General features: G+C 66.2%; 16 protein-coding genes and 1 tRNA gene. 8 read left to right on the forward strand and 9 right to left on the reverse strand.

The window, feature by feature from the left end; genetic code table 11:
• Window positions 1-93 precede the first annotated feature (93 nt).
• Entirely contained in the window at window positions 94-993 is a 900-nt protein-coding gene (locus ACZLZQ_RS23455; RefSeq protein ID WP_472951651.1) for an SDR family oxidoreductase, read from the reverse strand.
• 39 nt (window positions 994-1032) lie between these two features.
• Window positions 1033-2166 (reverse strand): tRNA epoxyqueuosine(34) reductase QueG, encoded by a 1134-nt coding sequence (queG, locus tag ACZLZQ_RS23460; protein ID WP_472951654.1) that lies wholly within the window; start codon window positions 2164-2166, stop codon window positions 1033-1035.
• A 129-nt stretch (window positions 2167-2295) separates the two neighbouring features.
• Here queG and ACZLZQ_RS23465 point away from each other — a divergent pair, with 129 nt between their 5' ends.
• Both ACZLZQ_RS23465 and ACZLZQ_RS23470 read left to right on the forward strand, forming a co-directional pair.
• Entirely contained in the window at window positions 2296-2535 is a 240-nt protein-coding gene (locus ACZLZQ_RS23465) for a hypothetical protein (RefSeq protein ID WP_472951656.1), read from the forward strand.
• A gap of 3 nt (window positions 2536-2538) precedes the next feature.
• Complete coding sequence (locus ACZLZQ_RS23470; RefSeq protein ID WP_472951658.1) at window positions 2539-2922, forward strand: type II toxin-antitoxin system VapC family toxin; 384 nt, start codon at window positions 2539-2541, stop codon at window positions 2920-2922.
• A gap of 21 nt (window positions 2923-2943) precedes the next feature.
• Here the strand turns inward: ACZLZQ_RS23470 and ACZLZQ_RS23475 are convergent, their stop codons facing one another.
• Window positions 2944-3636 (reverse strand): glutathione S-transferase family protein, encoded by a 693-nt coding sequence (locus tag ACZLZQ_RS23475; protein WP_472936404.1) that lies wholly within the window; start codon window positions 3634-3636, stop codon window positions 2944-2946.
• Between the two features lie 468 nt (window positions 3637-4104).
• Between ACZLZQ_RS23475 and ACZLZQ_RS23480 the strand changes: the two genes are divergently transcribed.
• Window positions 4105-4911 carry an undecaprenyl-diphosphate phosphatase gene (locus ACZLZQ_RS23480; RefSeq protein WP_472936405.1) on the forward strand — a complete coding sequence of 269 codons (807 nt, stop codon included), beginning with the start codon at window positions 4105-4107 and terminating at the stop codon, window positions 4909-4911.
• A gap of 339 nt (window positions 4912-5250) precedes the next feature.
• Here ACZLZQ_RS23480 and ACZLZQ_RS23485 read toward each other — a convergent pair whose 3' ends face one another.
• Window positions 5251-6252 carry a complex I NDUFA9 subunit family protein gene (locus ACZLZQ_RS23485; RefSeq protein WP_472936406.1) on the reverse strand — a complete coding sequence of 334 codons (1002 nt, stop codon included), beginning with the start codon at window positions 6250-6252 and terminating at the stop codon, window positions 5251-5253.
• A gap of 200 nt (window positions 6253-6452) precedes the next feature.
• Here ACZLZQ_RS23485 and ACZLZQ_RS23490 point away from each other — a divergent pair.
• Window positions 6453-6537, forward strand: a tRNA-Leu gene (locus tag ACZLZQ_RS23490).
• Between the two features lie 299 nt (window positions 6538-6836).
• Entirely contained in the window at window positions 6837-7208 is a 372-nt protein-coding gene (locus tag ACZLZQ_RS23495) for a DUF1236 domain-containing protein (protein WP_472936407.1), read from the forward strand.
• A gap of 121 nt (window positions 7209-7329) precedes the next feature.
• On the opposite strand, the gene hemJ is transcribed toward ACZLZQ_RS23495, so the two are convergent.
• The 3 genes from hemJ to ACZLZQ_RS23510 form a co-directional block, all read right to left on the reverse strand.
• Window positions 7330-7758 (reverse strand): protoporphyrinogen oxidase HemJ, encoded by a 429-nt coding sequence (hemJ, locus tag ACZLZQ_RS23500; RefSeq protein ID WP_472951659.1) that lies wholly within the window; start codon window positions 7756-7758, stop codon window positions 7330-7332.
• A gap of 8 nt (window positions 7759-7766) precedes the next feature.
• On the reverse strand, window positions 7767-8789 hold the full coding sequence (hemE, locus tag ACZLZQ_RS23505; protein WP_472936409.1) for a uroporphyrinogen decarboxylase: 1023 nt from the start codon (window positions 8787-8789) through the stop codon (window positions 7767-7769).
• A gap of 329 nt (window positions 8790-9118) precedes the next feature.
• Window positions 9119-9322, reverse strand: coding sequence for a hypothetical protein (locus ACZLZQ_RS23510; RefSeq protein WP_472951660.1), 204 nt, complete (start codon window positions 9320-9322; stop codon window positions 9119-9121).
• On the opposite strand from ACZLZQ_RS23510, the gene ACZLZQ_RS23515 reads away from it, so the two are divergent.
• A complete protein-coding gene (locus ACZLZQ_RS23515) occupies window positions 9312-9905 on the forward strand; it encodes a Maf-like protein (protein WP_472951662.1) in 594 nt (197 codons plus the stop codon). The genes ACZLZQ_RS23510 and ACZLZQ_RS23515 overlap by 11 nt on opposite strands.
• 654 nt (window positions 9906-10559) lie before the next feature.
• On the opposite strand, the gene ACZLZQ_RS23520 is transcribed toward ACZLZQ_RS23515, so the two are convergent.
• Both ACZLZQ_RS23520 and ACZLZQ_RS23525 read right to left on the reverse strand, forming a co-directional pair.
• Window positions 10560-11387 (reverse strand): lytic murein transglycosylase, encoded by an 828-nt coding sequence (locus tag ACZLZQ_RS23520; protein WP_472936411.1) that lies wholly within the window; start codon window positions 11385-11387, stop codon window positions 10560-10562.
• A 235-nt stretch (window positions 11388-11622) separates the two neighbouring features.
• A complete protein-coding gene (locus tag ACZLZQ_RS23525) occupies window positions 11623-12000 on the reverse strand; it encodes a DUF3307 domain-containing protein (protein ID WP_472951664.1) in 378 nt (125 codons plus the stop codon).
• Between the two features lie 117 nt (window positions 12001-12117).
• On the opposite strand from ACZLZQ_RS23525, the gene ACZLZQ_RS23530 reads away from it, so the two are divergent.
• The gene (locus ACZLZQ_RS23530; RefSeq protein WP_472951666.1) at window positions 12118-13173 is read left to right on the forward strand and encodes a DMT family transporter; all 1056 of its coding nucleotides are present in this window, start codon (window positions 12118-12120) and stop codon (window positions 13171-13173) included.
• A 328-nt stretch (window positions 13174-13501) separates the two neighbouring features.
• Entirely contained in the window at window positions 13502-14521 is a 1020-nt protein-coding gene (locus tag ACZLZQ_RS23535) for an ABC transporter substrate-binding protein (RefSeq protein ID WP_472951667.1), read from the forward strand.
• Window positions 14522-14598 lie beyond the last annotated feature (77 nt).

The following is a 14598-nucleotide window of genomic DNA, read 5'->3' on the forward strand; positions in this document are numbered from 1 at the left end:
CCTCGTGGCCCCCGTGTTTGACGGGGACTCAGTGCGGGGCTGATCGGGCGAGAAAAAGGACCGTTCCATCACGAAGCATTTCAGCGCGTTATCCTAGCGCGGTTTTTGTGAGGCATGCGCGGCGTAATCGCCTGTGAGCGCTGACAGTGCTTCCCTGTAGGTCGGATAGCGAAACGTGTACCCCGTGCGCTTCATCAAGGCGTTGGAGACGCGCTTGTTCTCGCCGTAGAAGCTCCGCGCCATCGGCGACAGCGTCGCGGTGTCGAAGTCGACGGCCGGCGGAACAGGGAGACCGACGAGCCAAGCGGCATGCTCGACGACGTCCTGCGGGGGGGCCGGCTCATCGTCGGTGACATTGAAGATGCCGCCGATCCGCTGACCCGCCAGGAGTGCCAGCGCGCCCGCGATATCGTCGACATGGATGCGGTTGAACACCTGGCCCGGCTTCACCAGCCGACGCGCTTTGCCCTCGGCAAGGTTGACGAAGGCGTTGCGGCCGGGGCCGTAAATGCCTGACAGACGCAAAACGGCCAGCGGCACGCTGCGCTGGGCGGCAAGGTCGGCCCAGCCATTTTCGGCCTCGACGCGCTCGAGCGAGCGCTGCGAGACCGGCTTCACCGGCGTCGTCTCGTCTACCCGGGCGCCGCTATGGTCGCCATAGACGCCAACGGTCGAGAGATAACCGATCCAGGCAAGCTTCGGCATCCGCGAGAGCACGGTGTCGCGGTAGGCTGACAGCACGGGGTCACCGGCCTCGCCGGGGGCGATCGAAACGAGGAGATGCGTCGTCTCTCCGAGCGCGGTCTCGATCTCGTCCGCCCCGGACGCCGTGCCGCCAAAGAGGAGCGGCTTCCAGCCCTTTTCCGCCATGACGGCGGCCTTGTCAGCCGAGCGCGTCGTCACGCCCGCCAGAAGGGCGGGATCGAGCGGGGCGACGAAGGCGCTGGCAGAATAGCCGCAGCCGAAGACGAACAACCGGTCGCTGGGGTTCATGACGCGCTCCCTGCTTTGCCTCTGGTCAGCGCGCCCCGCTCAGTCCATCCCGTCCAACGCATGCCACTCGCTCCTCACCGTCTCATCCTCCTCCCTATGCAGGGCGGCGGCCCGGCCTGCCAAGACCCCCGGCGGATCGAGCTGCCCGAGTGCCCAGACCGCCATCGCCCGCACCAGGGGCGCGGCGTCGAACAGCAGAGCCTGAACTTGCGGCAAAAACCCAGCATCGCCCGAATTGCCGGCGGCGATCAGGCAGTTCGACAGGAATTTGTCGCGCCCCACGCGCTTCACCGGCGAGCCGGAGAACAGCGCGCGGAAGGCCGCGTCGTCGAGCGCCAGGAGATCGGCGAGACGCGGCGCCTTCAGATCCTCGCGGGCGACGAGCTTGGCCTCGCGCGCGTCTTCCGCGAACTTGTTCCAGGGGCAGACGGCAAGGCAGTCGTCGCAGCCATAGATGCGGTTGCCCATCGCCCGCCGGAACTCGGCCGGGACAAGGGCCTTGGTCTCGATGGTGAGGTAGGAGATGCAGCGGCGCGCATCCAGCCGGTAGGGCGTGGGGAAGGCTGAGGTGGGGCAAGCGGTCTGGCAGGCGGTGCAGGAGCCGCAGAGGTCGCGGCCGGGCGCGTCTGGGGCAAGGTCCAGCGTCGTGAAGATCGAGCCGAGGAAGAGCCAGGAGCCGAGCTCGCGCGAGACGAGGTTGGTGTGCTTGCCTTGCCAGCCGAGCCCCGCCATCTGGCCCAGCGGCTTCTCCATGACCGGCGCGGTGTCGACAAAGACCTTCATCTCGCCGCCGCCGGCTTTGGCGATCAGCCGGGAGCCAAGTTCCTTCAACCGCCCCTTGATCACGTCGTGATAATCGCGGTTGCGGGCATAGACCGAGATCGCCCCGCGGTCCGGCCGCCCGAGGATCGCCAGCGGGTCCTCGTCCGGGCCGTAGTTCATGCCGAGGACGACGATGGAGCGCACGTCCGGCCAGAGCGCCCGGGCCGAGCGGCGGCGCTCCAGCGTCTCCGGCATCCAGCCCATCGTGCCGTGCCGCCCATCCGCGACGAACTCTTCCAGCCGCCCGCCCGCCGCGACATCGCCTTCGCCCGGCGCGACGCCGACCGCATCGAAGCCGAGGCGGCGGGCATCGGCGTCGAGGAAGGCGCGGAGGGCGGCGGGGGTGGTCATGTCAGGGATATAGCCGATCTCGGGCGAAGGGCGGTAGCGTGACGGGGACGCGCCCGTCCAGTACGGTTGCGCTCTTGCGAAAACCTCCTCATTGGGCGCAGAATTCCCGCTCGAGCGGGAGAACCCCCTATGAACTTCGTCCTCAAAGTTAGTGAGACCGGTCATCTCGACCTGCCGGAGAACGTGCGGATCTCGATGGGTCTAGAGCATGGCGGACAGGTGAGTGCCTGGGTAGAGGAAGGCGAACTGCGCATCCGCCCCCTCGCGAGCGTTCTGGACGACCTGCAGGAAGAAGCCTCGAAAATCCTGGCCGGTGACAGCGTCGATCTCTTCCTCGCGGATCGACGACGGGATGAAGCTCGGGAGTAGACGGTGCTCCTCGATGCGTCCGCGGTCCTCGCCTATTTTCGCAAGGAAGCGGGCGCCGATCGCGTTCGGGAAGCACTGCTGTCCGACGCCACCATGAGCACGGTCAATTTCGCTGAAGTGGTCACCCGATACGTCAGAGAGGGCGCTGACGAGGATGCCGTTCGCCGGCTGCGGGATCGGCTGATGGTCCGCATGCTTCCGCTCGACGCCGCGATGGCACTGGAGGCAGGCCGATTGACGAGTGCTACCCGTCAGTTCGGCCTCTCGCTGGGCGACAGGTGCTGCCTCGCCACTGCAAAAATCGCCGGATACCCCGTTTTAACCGCCGACCGGGTCTGGCGGGACGTCGGCCCTTTGATCGGCGTCGACGTCCACCTCATTCGGTGAGGCGGCGCCGCGTCCCTGTCGTCAGAAGTCCAGCTCGGCATAGTGCGCCACCGGCGGGATGCCGCGGATGCGCTCGGTGAGGAGGGGGCGGAAGGAGGGGCGCGACTTGACGCGCATGTACCATTCCTTGGCCAGCGGCTCCTTCTCCCAAGCGATCTCGCCGAGATAATCGAGGATCGAGAAGGAGGCGGCCGCGGCGAGATCGGCGTAGGAAAGTTTCGGGCCGGACAGCCAGTTGCGGCTCTCCGCCAGCCAGCCGACATAGCGCATGTGGTGCTTGAGGTTGGCGCGGGCGGCGCGGATCGCGGAAGCGTCGGGCGAGCCGCCGCCCTCCTCGGGGCGCATCTCCAGCTTGAACACGCGCTCGCGCACGAGATAGCGCGTCACCTCGCCGTCGAGCTTGATCAGGAACCACTCGGTCAGCCGGCGGATTTCCGCGCGCTCCAGCGCCTTCTCGGCCAGAAGCCGCTTCTCGCGCTGGAAGGCGCCGCGGGTCTCGTCGAGATATTCGGCGATCACCATGCCGCCGACGATCGGCGCGCCGGAGTCCTCGGAGAGGATCGGCAGCGTGCCGGCCGGGTTCAGCGCCAGAAACTCGCGGCGGCGCTCCCAGGGGCGTTCGTCGACGAATTCGGCCCGCTCGCCGTATTCGCCGAGCACGAGCCTGACAAAGCGCGACGCCGCCGACATGGGATGATGATGGAGCCTCAGCATGGGTGCGCGATGGGTTCTTTCGTGGGAAACGGGGCCTGCGAAGGATCGCCGGTTCGAGGCCGGTCCGCCGGCGCTGCGGAACGGCCAAAACTGAAACTCTCATTAAAAGGTCAAGGAAAGGAAAACTACCTTTCCGAAACCCATCGACCTTGCGCGACCCTGTCGGCACCGATCGTCCCCGCCGGCTACGGTGCCTCTGACCGAAGCCTGGCGTGACGACATCCTCAGTGTGGACCGCGCCCTCAACGCCGGACATAGCAGGTCGATCCCAATCAGCAAGGCCTGCGAACCATCCGGGCCAATGTCGATCGGTGCCGCGCGTCCGCCAGATACTGCTTCATTTTTCCGACACAGCCCGAAGGCAGAGATGGTTAAGGCTTTTTCGATAGCAGGAAGACGGCCGCCCGCGTCGGGGATATACGACCGCGCCGCGCGCCGAACGCGCAGCCGGACTGCAGGGGAACTTTCATGGACATCGGCTCCGCCGCCACCGCCACCTTTCTCGGGTTTCTCGAGGGACTGACCGAGTTCATCCCAGTCTCCTCGACCGGGCACATCCTCCTCGCCGGTCATTTCCTCGGCTTCCATTCCAAGGCTGGCACGTTCGAGGTGCTGATCCAGCTCGGCGCGGTGCTGGCGGTGCTCTCGGTCTACTTCGCCAAGCTCTGGCAACTCGTCACAACCTTGCCGACGAGCGCCGAAAGCCGTCGGTTCATCGGCGGCGTACTCCTCGCCTTCCTGCCGGCGGCGGTCATCGGCATGATCGCGCACGACTTCATCAAGTCGGTGCTGTTCGAATCGCCGATGACGATCTGCGTCGCGCTTCTCGTCGGCGGCATCGCGCTCCTCTTCATCGACCGCCTCGCGCCGAAGCCGCGCTATACCGACATCATGCAGTTCACACCGGGGCTCTGCCTGAAGATCGGCTTCTTCCAGTGCCTCGCCATGATCCCCGGCACCTCGCGCTCGGGCGCCACGATCGCCGGCGCGCTGCTGCTGGGCACCGACAAGCGCTCGGCGGCGGAGTTCTCCTTCTTCCTCGCCATGCCGACCATGGCCGGCGCCTTCGCGCTCGACCTCTGGAAGAACCGCAACGTGCTGTCGGCCGACGACATCTCGCTGATCGCCATCGGCTTCGTCGTCTCCTTCATCACCGCGCTGTTCGTGGTGAAGTACCTCCTCGACTTCGTCTCCAAGCACGGTTTTGCGCCCTTTGCCTGGTGGCGTATCGCGCTCGGCAGTGTCGGGATCGTGGCGCTGATGGTCTGGGGGTAGGGCGCTCCGCCCGTCATGCAAAAGGCCGCCCCGATGGCTCGGGAGCGGCCTTTTTTTGTTGGGTGCGAATGGCGCTGGTGCTGCTGGGAATGTCCACCGGACTGTATGTGTGTGACGGTTTGGAATGGATCCCGGATCAAGTCCGGGATGACGAAGCTGCAAAGCTTTCGCCTGCTGATCAATCGAAAAAGCGTTTCAGAACTGGAATGTCTACTCGGCGTTCGTCATCCCGGACTTGATCTCTGCGAAACCATCGGTTTCGCTGGGATCCATTCCAAGCCGCCAAAACAAGTGGGGTCCGGTAGACCTTGGCCTTCCCCGCACAAAAAAACCCAACCCTTACGCCGCTTCTTCCTCGCGCTTCAGCCCGCCCGCCTGCGGCTCGGGCGTGGTGAACTGGCCCTGGGGGCGGAAGCGGATGAGGTAGGTGGGCAGGATCGACTGGATCGGCTGCGGCTTGATGCCGAAGGCGGCGAGCGTGCGGTGTTCGGCGATCGCGGCGTCCGAGACAACGTTGTCATGCTTCAGCTGGTCGACCTGGTCGGGCGTCAGCGGCGCGCCGGGCAGGTACTGCATCACCCGCGCCATCTGGCCGGCGGCGCCGAAGGGGATGTTCACCAGCCGGCGCTTGCGCTGCACGACGGTCAGCATCGCCTCCATCATCGCCTTGAAGGTGAGGATGTCGGGACCGCCGAGCTCGTAGACCTTGCCGCCCTCGATCGTGCCGTCGACCGTTGCCGCGACAGCTTCGGCGACATCGTTGACGTAAACCGGCTGGAAGCGCGTCAGCCCGCCGCCGATCAGCGGCAGGAAGGGCGAGAGCCGCGCCATGTCGGCGAAGCGGTTGAAGAACTGGTCCTCGGCGCCGAAGACGATGGAGGGGCGCAGGATCGTCGCCCCCGGCACGATCTCCAGCACCGAGCGCTCGCCTTCGCCCTTGGTGCGGGCATAGCCCGAGGTCGCGGCCGGGTCGGCGCCGATCGCCGACATCTGCGTCAGCCCGGCGCCGGCGCCGCGCGCGGCTTCCGCCACCGCACGGGCGCCGAACGACTGCAGCGCGTCGAAGGTCTGGCGGCCGGATTCGGCGAGCACACCGACGAGGTTGACGACGTGGTCGGCACCCTCGACCGCGCGGTCGATCGACCAGCGGTAGCGCAGGTTCGCCTGGATCGGCATGACCTGGCCCATATTGCCCGCGGTCTGCAGGTGGTAGGCGAGGTCCGGCCGGCGCGACGCGACGCGGATGCGGTGGCCGCGCTTGGCCAAGGCCCGCACGACATAGCGGCCGAGAAAGCCCGAGCCACCGAAAACCGTGACCGTCTTTTCCGTATCGATCGTCATGCCGCTCTCCGTCCTCGCCGGCGTCCCGGCACCGATGTCCGGCGCCGAATGGGGTTGGCGCGTCATACCGCGGAACGGTTGCAAGGTGAAGCACCAAGGCTGTCGCACCCTTGCCGACGCCATCAACACTGCGACAGCGGGGACGACAGCGAAATCCGCGTTGACAGCCCGCAAACGAGACTCTAAAGCTCCCGGCAAGTGCCCAGGTGGCGGAATTGGTAGACGCGCACGGTTCAGGTCCGTGTGCCGCAAGGTGTGAAGGTTCGAGTCCTTTCCTGGGCACCAATCCATTCCCGATCGTGATCGAAGTTCCCGCAACGCGGGCAGACACCTCGAAGACGTCGGAATGGTCCCGCTAGACAACCATCAGAGATATTTCATCAGACGATGACGCCCCGCTTTCAGCGGCGGTGCTTCTTTGGCGTGCCGTACCTCGTCCCGCTTCAGTTTTGCCACTTCGGGACTTGGTCGTCTGAGCGTGATCTACCGTTCGCCGGCCGAGGCCGGCAGGTCATCACCTGACGCTTCGGCAACATTTTGCGCACTTCTCCGTTGCTACAGACGAAACAGCAACGGAGTGCCTCATGCGCAAGACCCTCATCGCCGCCACGCTCGCCAGCTTCACGCTCATCCCCGCCGCGTTCGCGCAGCAGACGATCGTCGTGCAGCAGCCTCCGGCCGCCATCGTGACCGAGCAGCCGGCGACGACGACGATCGTCACAGAGCAGCCCGCGCGCCGCGTCATCGAGGTGCCGGCGCAGGTGCGCACCTACGTCACGCAGCAGAGCCGCCCCTCCGTCGTGCTGGAAGGCCCCGTGGTCGTCGGCCAGGCCCTGCCGGACACCGTGGAGTACCAGGTGATCCCCGACGCCGATGGCTATGCCTATACGGTCGTCAACGACCAGAAGGTGCTGATCGACCCGAAGACCCGCAGCGTGATCGAAGTCTACGACTGATTGTCGGCCAGTCGTCGGCGAGCTGCTGACGATGGATCACCGGAAACGAGCGATCTCAGAATGAAAAAAGCCGAGGCAGCGTCCGCTGTCTCGGCTTTTTCGTGTTCGGTAACAGGTCAAATCAGAACGGCTTGACGATCACCAGGATGACGATCAGCACCAAGAGCACCGTCGGCACCTCGTTGACCACCCGCCAGTGCCTGGCGCTCTTGAGATTGGCGTCGCGGGCGAACTTTTTCGTCGCGGCCGAGAGGTAGCCGTGCAGGCCGGACATTGCGAGCACCAGCGCGATCTTGGCATGCAGCCAGCCGCCCTGGAAGGCGAAGGTCGAGTAGGCAAGCCAGAGGCCGGCGACCCAGGTGATCAGCATGGCCGGGGTCATGATCGCCTTGAGGAGCCGGCGCTCCATCACCTTGAACGTCTCCGACTGCGGCGTGCCCGGTCCCGCTTCCGCGTGGTAGACGAAGAGCCGCGGCAGATAGAGCATGCCCGCCATCCAGGCGATGACGGCGATGACGTGCAGCGCCTTGATCCAGATATCGAAGTCCATGCTCAATCCTAGCGGTTTCGAACGCGGGCGATCAACGCCTCGACGTGGGCGATCGGCGTCTCCGGCGTGATGCCATGGCCGAGGTTGAAGATGAGGGGCCCGTGCCCGAGCGTTGCCATGATCCGGTCGACGCCTTCCTCGAGCGCCGTCCCGCCCGCGACGAGCCGCAGCGGATCGAGATTGCCCTGCACGGCGCCAGCCTGCTGCAGCTCGGCACCGAACGACAGCGGCACCGACCAGTCGAGCCCGACGCCGTTGACGCCGGTCTTCTCGCGGTAGTTCTTCAGGAGCGGCCCCGCGCCCTTCGCAAAGCCGATGATCTTGGCACCGGGAATGGCGGCGCGGACCTTGTCGACGATCGCCTTGGTCGGCGCCACCGAATAGGCCTCGAACTGCGCCTCGTCGAGCACGCCCGCCCAGGAGTCGAAGATCTGCACGCAGTCGGCGCCGGCCTGCAGCTGGCGGATCAGATACTCCGCCGACATGTCGGCGAGCATCCAGATCAGTTCCTTCATCGCCTCAGGGTGCTGGTAGGAGAACATCCGCGCCGGCGCCTGATCCGGCGTGCCGTGCCCGGCGATCATGTAGGTCGCCACCGTCCAGGGCGCCCCGCAGAAGCCGATCAGCGTCGTCTCGTCCGGCAGTTCCTTGCGCAGCCGCGCCACCGTCGCGATCACCGGAGCGAGATGCGTTTCGGCGCGGCTCGGATCGAGGTTGCGGATTTCCTGCGGCAGGATCGGCGTCAGTTTCGGACCTTCGCCGGCGACGAAGTGGAGACCTCGATCGAGGGCATCCGGAATGACCAGAATGTCGGAGAACAGGATCGCCGCATCGAAGCCGAAGCGTCGGATCGGCTGCAGCGTCACCTCGGTGGCGAAGTCCGGATTGTAGCAGAGGTCGAGGAAGCCACCGGCCTGCTGACGCAGGGCGCGGTACTCCGGCAGATAGCGTCCGGCCTGACGCATCAGCCAGATCGGGGGCGGCAGGCCGGTCTCGCCGTCCAGCACGCGGAGCAGTCGGCGATCAGCCATCTTGTCCCTCTTTCTAAGAGTAATTTCGATTGAGAAATCTCTTTTAGTTCTATGAGTCGGTGGATAGCCGGAATCCACAGAGCGGAGAAGATGGACGCAAGGTCGGCAAAGTCCATGCCTTGCCGTCAGCCGTCAGGCCGTGCCCGGGATAATTCCGGGACTGGTGCCGATTTGTCGATCAGAAAGAGAGGCTTGCGGCGCCGAACCGCTCGCGCCGGGCTGTGGACGGCGAGGGGACGAGCGAAAGGCAGACGATTTATCCCCGGAGTTCACAAGCGTGCTTTCACAGCCGTACCCATGCATGGAATTGTGGATGAAACCGGACTTGTTCACGCCCTGCCGGCGCGCGCCGAAAGCGCCCGGGATAAACCCACCGTCATCAACAGGGGGCCGAGAATCGCGGGGGCAAAGAGGCGCACCTCTTGCGCTTCTCCGGCGAATCGAGTCGCGGGATGAAAACCGGCCCTTTCCGACATCCGCATTTGACCCGAAGAATCTGAATAAAACTTTAAGGAAACCGCCATGCCGATCATTCTCGCCTCCGGCAGTCCGCACCGCCGCCTCATGCTGGAAAACGCCGGCATCGCCTTTGCCGTCGAGGCTTCGACGCTGGACGAGCGGGCGCTGGAGGCGCCGCTCGCCGCAAGCGGCGCGGGTCCTGAGGATGTCGCCCTCGTGCTGGCCGAGGCGAAGGCAGTGGACGTGTCCGGCCGGAACCCTGGCGCGTTGGTGATCGGCGCCGACCAGACGCTGTCGCTCGGCGACCGCGTCTTCCACAAGCCGGCGGACATGGAAGCGGCGCGGCGAACGCTGCTGGCGCTGTCGGGTGAGACGCACCGCCTGAACAGCGCGGTGGTGCTGGCCAAGGACGGCGTCGTGCTCTGGCGGCATGTCGGTGTCGCCGAGATGACGATGCGCGCCGTCGATCCCGGCTTCATCGGCCGCCATCTCGCCCATGTCGGCGACCGCGCCCTCGGCAGCGTCGGCGCCTATCAGATCGAGGGGGAGGGGATTCAGCTGATGGAGCGGATCGACGGCGACCTCTTCACCATCATCGGCCTGCCCCTGCTGCCGCTGCTCGCCGAGCTGCGGGCGCGGGGGGCGATCGACGGGTAGGGGGAAGGGAGCGCGGGCATGCCGGGATCGGAGGGCGGCAGCTTCCAGAAGTTCGTCATCCTCGCGCACCGCGCGGGGATCCATGCCGGGGCGGGAAGACAACGTCTTCGGTCGGCGCGGCTCGAACCATTCTGTGCCCAGAGCAGTCGTGGATAGGGAAGGGCATGGGTCCTTGCGCGGTGCGCGAGGATGACGATCTCGCGCGCTGTGCCGTCTTCAAGATAGCTTGCAGCTCCGTTGGCTAAACCGATGCGGCGGCTCTGTGCGCAAAGGCCGGTCGTCGTTCTGCGCCCAACGCGGTATCGTTGTTTGGATGGTGCCGATCCAAAAGGTCGTCATCCTCGGCCGCAGGCCGGGGACCCATGCCGGGGCGTGGACGTAACTTGGGGCGGTGGAGGTTGTCCACGTTGCTGAGCACATCTGGAAAGGGAGAGGCATGGGTCCCCGCGCGGTGCGCGAGGATGACGACCGTTGAGGTTTCAGCCTGCGAGTGCTGCGGCTGTCACTGACCGCCAGAGGTATTCCGCAGAGATCGAAGCGGCATTTTCAGAAGGGGCGGGCGTAAACAAAAACGCCGCGCCGGGGTTTCCGGCACGGCGTCAGGCATCACGCTTCATCTGGCCAGGCGCAAACGCCGCGCCAGAAACTGCAGTCTCAGTTCGCCAGCTTGTCGGCAAACAGCGCGAGGGCCTTCTGGTAGACGCCGGCGCGGTTCCAGTCGGCGAAGACGGCGTTGTTCGGCTCGCCGGGATTGTAGCCGGCGCCGGCCTGCCAGCCGTGACCCTTCAGGAAGTTAGCGGTCGAGGCGAGGACGTCGGCCTTCGAGCGGATGAGGTCGGAATGGCCGTTGCCGTCGCCGTCGACGGCGTAGCGCAGGTAGTTCTTGGCGAGGAACTGGGTCTGGCCGATCTCGCCGGCCCAGGCGCCGACCATCTGGCTCGCCTGCATGTCGCCGCGCTCAACGATGCCGAGCGCTGCCAGCAGTTCCTCGGTGAAGAAGTCCGAGCGGCGGCAGTCGTAGGAGAGCGTCGCTAGCGAGCGGAAGACGTTCATGTTGCCGGAATTGGCGCCGAAGCCGGTTTCCATGCCCCAGATCGCGACCAGCACTTCCTTCTGCACGCCGTAGCGCTTCTCGATGGAGTTGAGCATGCCGGCATTGTCGCGGATGATCTTCTTGCCCTTGTTGACGAAGGAGGCCGGCGCGCGGCGGGCCATGAACTCGTCGAGCGAGAGCTTGAAGCTCTTCTGGTTGCGGTCGAGGCCGATGACCTTCTTGTCGTAGCTGACATTGCCGAGCGCCGACTGGATGGTGCCCTCGGAAATGCCGGCCTGGCGCGCCTCGCCCTTGAACTCTTCGAGCCAGGCGGGAAAGCCGTTCGCATTGTTGCCGCAGGTGGCGGCGAGCGCCGGTGCGGACGCGATGCCGACGAGGGCAATGCCGGCGAGCGCCAGAGCGCGGGCGGCCTGTCCGATGATCTTCATGAATTGTTCCTCGTTCTGACGCCGCGGAGCCGGGCCCGCCTCGGTCTGGTTTGATCGGCCGCGGCCTGGCCGCAGCTGTCGGTTTGCATCCTGCGGGTTCCCTAACCCATTGCGATGCTTCTGCGAAGGGCAAGAGACTGCGAAGGACCCGGGATAGTCTTCGCAGGACATGCGCTCACGGCGTCGTGTAGAGAAAATCCAGGCGGACACCGAAACGACATCTGCGGCATCTGGCTTAAAGCCGGGTTACCAGCGCGATAACGAAGGCGAAATGCGTCGCCTGGTGCGCGCTCTGGTCGAGCCCGAAAGCCCACCAGAACTGCGGCCTGTCGAAGGCGAAGCCGCGTGTCGAGAGCGCCTTGATCCGGTCGATGGCGGCGTGCACGGCAAGGTCCACCAGCGCCAGCCAGGCAAGCGCTGGAACGGTGGCCAGCGCGATCGCGAGCGTTCCCGCGGCGTGCAGGGCGGCATGGGCGGCGAGCGGCGCCCGCCAGCCGGAGACGGCGCCCTTGCCCCGCACCATCCAGGCCGTCTGCAGCAGGTAGTCGCAGAGAAAATGCTTGGCCATGAAGGCGGCGTAGACGAGGCAAAGCGAGGCAAGCGAAATCTGCACGTGACGGACCCGTGCCGCAGAGGCACGGCAGATGAAGCATCTAGACAAAACACTAACGTTGCATTGCGCCCGCGCATGTCGCATCGCTGCTTCATCTCTCCGATGGCGACGCCCGCAATGTCCAGCTCTCCGCTCGAAACGCCCAGCCCTCTCGCGCCGGCCCTCGGCACATCCAGTGCTGCCGGCCCTCTCAGCGCCACCGGCACTGTGAGCGCGCCCGGCGTCCTCGGCGTTCCCGGCGACCCGGCGGTGCCCGTCGCGCCGGTTCAGCCGGCGCCGACCGTCGCGCCGGCCACCCGCACCGGCCTCGGCATCCTCCTGATGCTCCTCGCCATGCTCGCCTTCTCGCTCAACGACACCATGGGCAAGTGGCTGGTTGCCACCTACACCGTCGGGCAGGTGATGCTGCTGCGCAGCGTCGCCGCGCTCGTCGTGCTCGCGCCGATGATCTGGCGGATCGGGCCGCGCCGGATCCTCGCCGTCGACCGGCCGCGGCTGCAGCTGCTGCGCGTCGTGCTCTCGACCTTCGAGGCCTTCTGCTTCTATGCCGCCGTCGCCTCGCTGCCGCTCGCCGACGTGATGACCTACTGGCTGGCCGCGCCGATCTACGTCGCCGCACTGTCGCCGCTGATGCTCGGCGAAAAAGTCGGTTGGCGGCGCTGGACGGCGATCGCGGTCGGCTTTGCCGGCGTCATCGTGGCGCTCGAGCCCTCGGCCGCGAGCCTGACGCTTCCGGCGCTGATCTCAGTCGTCGGCAGCTTCGTCTTCGGCCTCACCATCATCCTCGGCCGGCAGCTGCGCGGCACGCCGGATACGGTGCTCGTCACCTGGCACTTCGGCGCCTCGTTCCTCGCCGGTCTTGCCACCGTCCCCTTCGCCTGGGTGACGCCGACCCCGCTCGATTTCGGCCTGCTCAGCCTCCTCGGCGTCGTCGCCATGCTCGCCCATGTCGCGATGAACCGCTCGCTGAAGCTCGCCGACGCCTCGCTGGTGGCGCCGCTGCAGTACACGCTGCTGTTCTGGGCGCTGGTGTTCGGCTTCGTCTTCTTCGGCGAGGTGCCCCGCCCGACCATGCTCGTCGGCGCCGCCATCATCGTCGCCTCCGGGCTGTTCATCGTGTTTCGCGAGCGCCAGCTCGGCAAGCCTGCGGCGCGGGCGGTGGATCCGCACTAGGCACTAGCATTGGCAGAATCGCCTGCTTTCGGCGCTCCGCAATGGGCGCGGGGAGGGCGCCAGCCACCGCCATTCACCTGCGTCGAGACGCCGCTGACAGCGGTCCGCCGCCGGCGCACATCCGGTTGACCCTCCGAAAAATATAAAATATTCTTTTGCGGCGTTGGTCGTTTGGCGTTGCCCCTCTCTCGGGAGGGTGCCCCAAAACGCCGGCGCAGACGGCGCGTGCGGAGGAGAGGCCGGCACGCGACGCGACGTCGATACCCCGCCCATCCATCGGTGGCAGCGGGTGGGCCAAAGAGCCCGACATCCTGGGGAGGATTTCTGCATGACCACCAAATTGACGTCGTCGCTGCTGGCGGCGGCAGCGTTCACCGTTCTCGCCGGCGCGTCCGCCGCCCTGGCGCAGAGCTCGGACAAGACCTTCGCGCTGTCCAACAACTATGCCGGCAATTCCTGGCGCCAGGCGATGATCAAGAGCTGGGAAGACGGCACCAAGGCCGCCGTTGCCGCCGGCGCCGCCAAGTCCGCCGACGCCTTCACCACCGGCGAGAACTCGCCGACCGAGCAGGCCGCGCAGGTGCAGAACCTGATCCTGCAAGGCTACAACGCCATCGTCCTCAACGCCGCCTCGCCGAGCGCCCTCAACGGCGCGGTGAAGGAAGCCTGCGATGCCGGCATCACCGTCGTCTCCTTCGACGGCGTGGTCTCCGAGCCTTGCGCCTGGCGCGTCGCCGTCGACTTCAAGAAGATGGGCGTCGACCAGATCGACTATCTCGCCAAGCGCTACCCGAACGGCGGCAACCTCCTCGAAATCCGCGGTCTCGCCGGCACCTCGGTCGACGACCAGATCCATGCGGGCCTTGCCGAGGGCGTGAAGGCCCACCCGAACTTCAAGATCGTCCGCGAAGTCCAGGGCGACTGGACGCAGACCGTCGCGCAGAAATCGGTGGCGAGCGTCTTGCCGAGCCTGCCGGAGATCATCGGCGTCGTCACCCAGGGCGGCGACGGCTTTGGCGCGGCACAGGCCTTCGAGGCCGCCGGCAAGCCGCTGCCGACGATCATCATGGGCAACCGCGAGGACGAACTGCGCTGGTGGAAGCAGCAGAAGGACAAGAACGGCTATGAGACGTTCTCGCAGTCGATCGCGCCCGGCGTTTCCACCCTCGGCTTCTGGGTCGCCGAGCAGATCCTCGCCGGGAAGGACGTACCGAAGGACCTCGTCGTCCCGACGCTGCGCATCGACCAGGACAACCTCGAGGCCGGCCTCGAGAAGACCCCGGCCGGCGGCGTGACCAACCAGGAATACACGCAGGAGCAGGCGATCGCGGTGATCTCCGGGAAGTAAGGGGTTTCGGCCTGTCGGCCTGCCAGCCCTCTGCCATCACGGCGAGGTGCGGCGGTGACGCTGCCTTCTTCTCCCCT

It is taken from the genome of Mesocryomonas lacus, assembly GCF_055730105.2.

Coding starts and splice junctions, on each gene's coding strand:
- ACZLZQ_RS23495 (WP_472936407.1), top strand. CDS start 6,837: ATGCGCAAGACCCTCATCGCCGCCACGCTCGCCAGCTTCACGCTCATC.
- ACZLZQ_RS23535 (WP_472951667.1), top strand. CDS start 13,502: ATGACCACCAAATTGACGTCGTCGCTGCTGGCGGCGGCAGCGTTCACC.
- ACZLZQ_RS23520 (WP_472936411.1), bottom strand. CDS start 11,387: ATGAAGATCATCGGACAGGCCGCCCGCGCTCTGGCGCTCGCCGGCATT.
- ACZLZQ_RS23475 (WP_472936404.1), bottom strand. CDS start 3,636: ATGCTGAGGCTCCATCATCATCCCATGTCGGCGGCGTCGCGCTTTGTC.
- ACZLZQ_RS23510 (WP_472951660.1), bottom strand. CDS start 9,322: ATGATCGGCATGGCGGTTTCCTTAAAGTTTTATTCAGATTCTTCGGGT.
- ACZLZQ_RS23515 (WP_472951662.1), top strand. CDS start 9,312: ATGCCGATCATTCTCGCCTCCGGCAGTCCGCACCGCCGCCTCATGCTG.
- ACZLZQ_RS23465 (WP_472951656.1), top strand. CDS start 2,296: ATGAACTTCGTCCTCAAAGTTAGTGAGACCGGTCATCTCGACCTGCCG.
- ACZLZQ_RS23485 (WP_472936406.1), bottom strand. CDS start 6,252: ATGACGATCGATACGGAAAAGACGGTCACGGTTTTCGGTGGCTCGGGC.
- queG (WP_472951654.1), bottom strand. CDS start 2,166: ATGACCACCCCCGCCGCCCTCCGCGCCTTCCTCGACGCCGATGCCCGC.
- ACZLZQ_RS23530 (WP_472951666.1), top strand. CDS start 12,118: ATGTCCAGCTCTCCGCTCGAAACGCCCAGCCCTCTCGCGCCGGCCCTC.
- ACZLZQ_RS23455 (WP_472951651.1), bottom strand. CDS start 993: ATGAACCCCAGCGACCGGTTGTTCGTCTTCGGCTGCGGCTATTCTGCC.
- hemE (WP_472936409.1), bottom strand. CDS start 8,789: ATGGCTGATCGCCGACTGCTCCGCGTGCTGGACGGCGAGACCGGCCTG.
- hemJ (WP_472951659.1), bottom strand. CDS start 7,758: ATGGACTTCGATATCTGGATCAAGGCGCTGCACGTCATCGCCGTCATC.
- ACZLZQ_RS23480 (WP_472936405.1), top strand. CDS start 4,105: ATGGACATCGGCTCCGCCGCCACCGCCACCTTTCTCGGGTTTCTCGAG.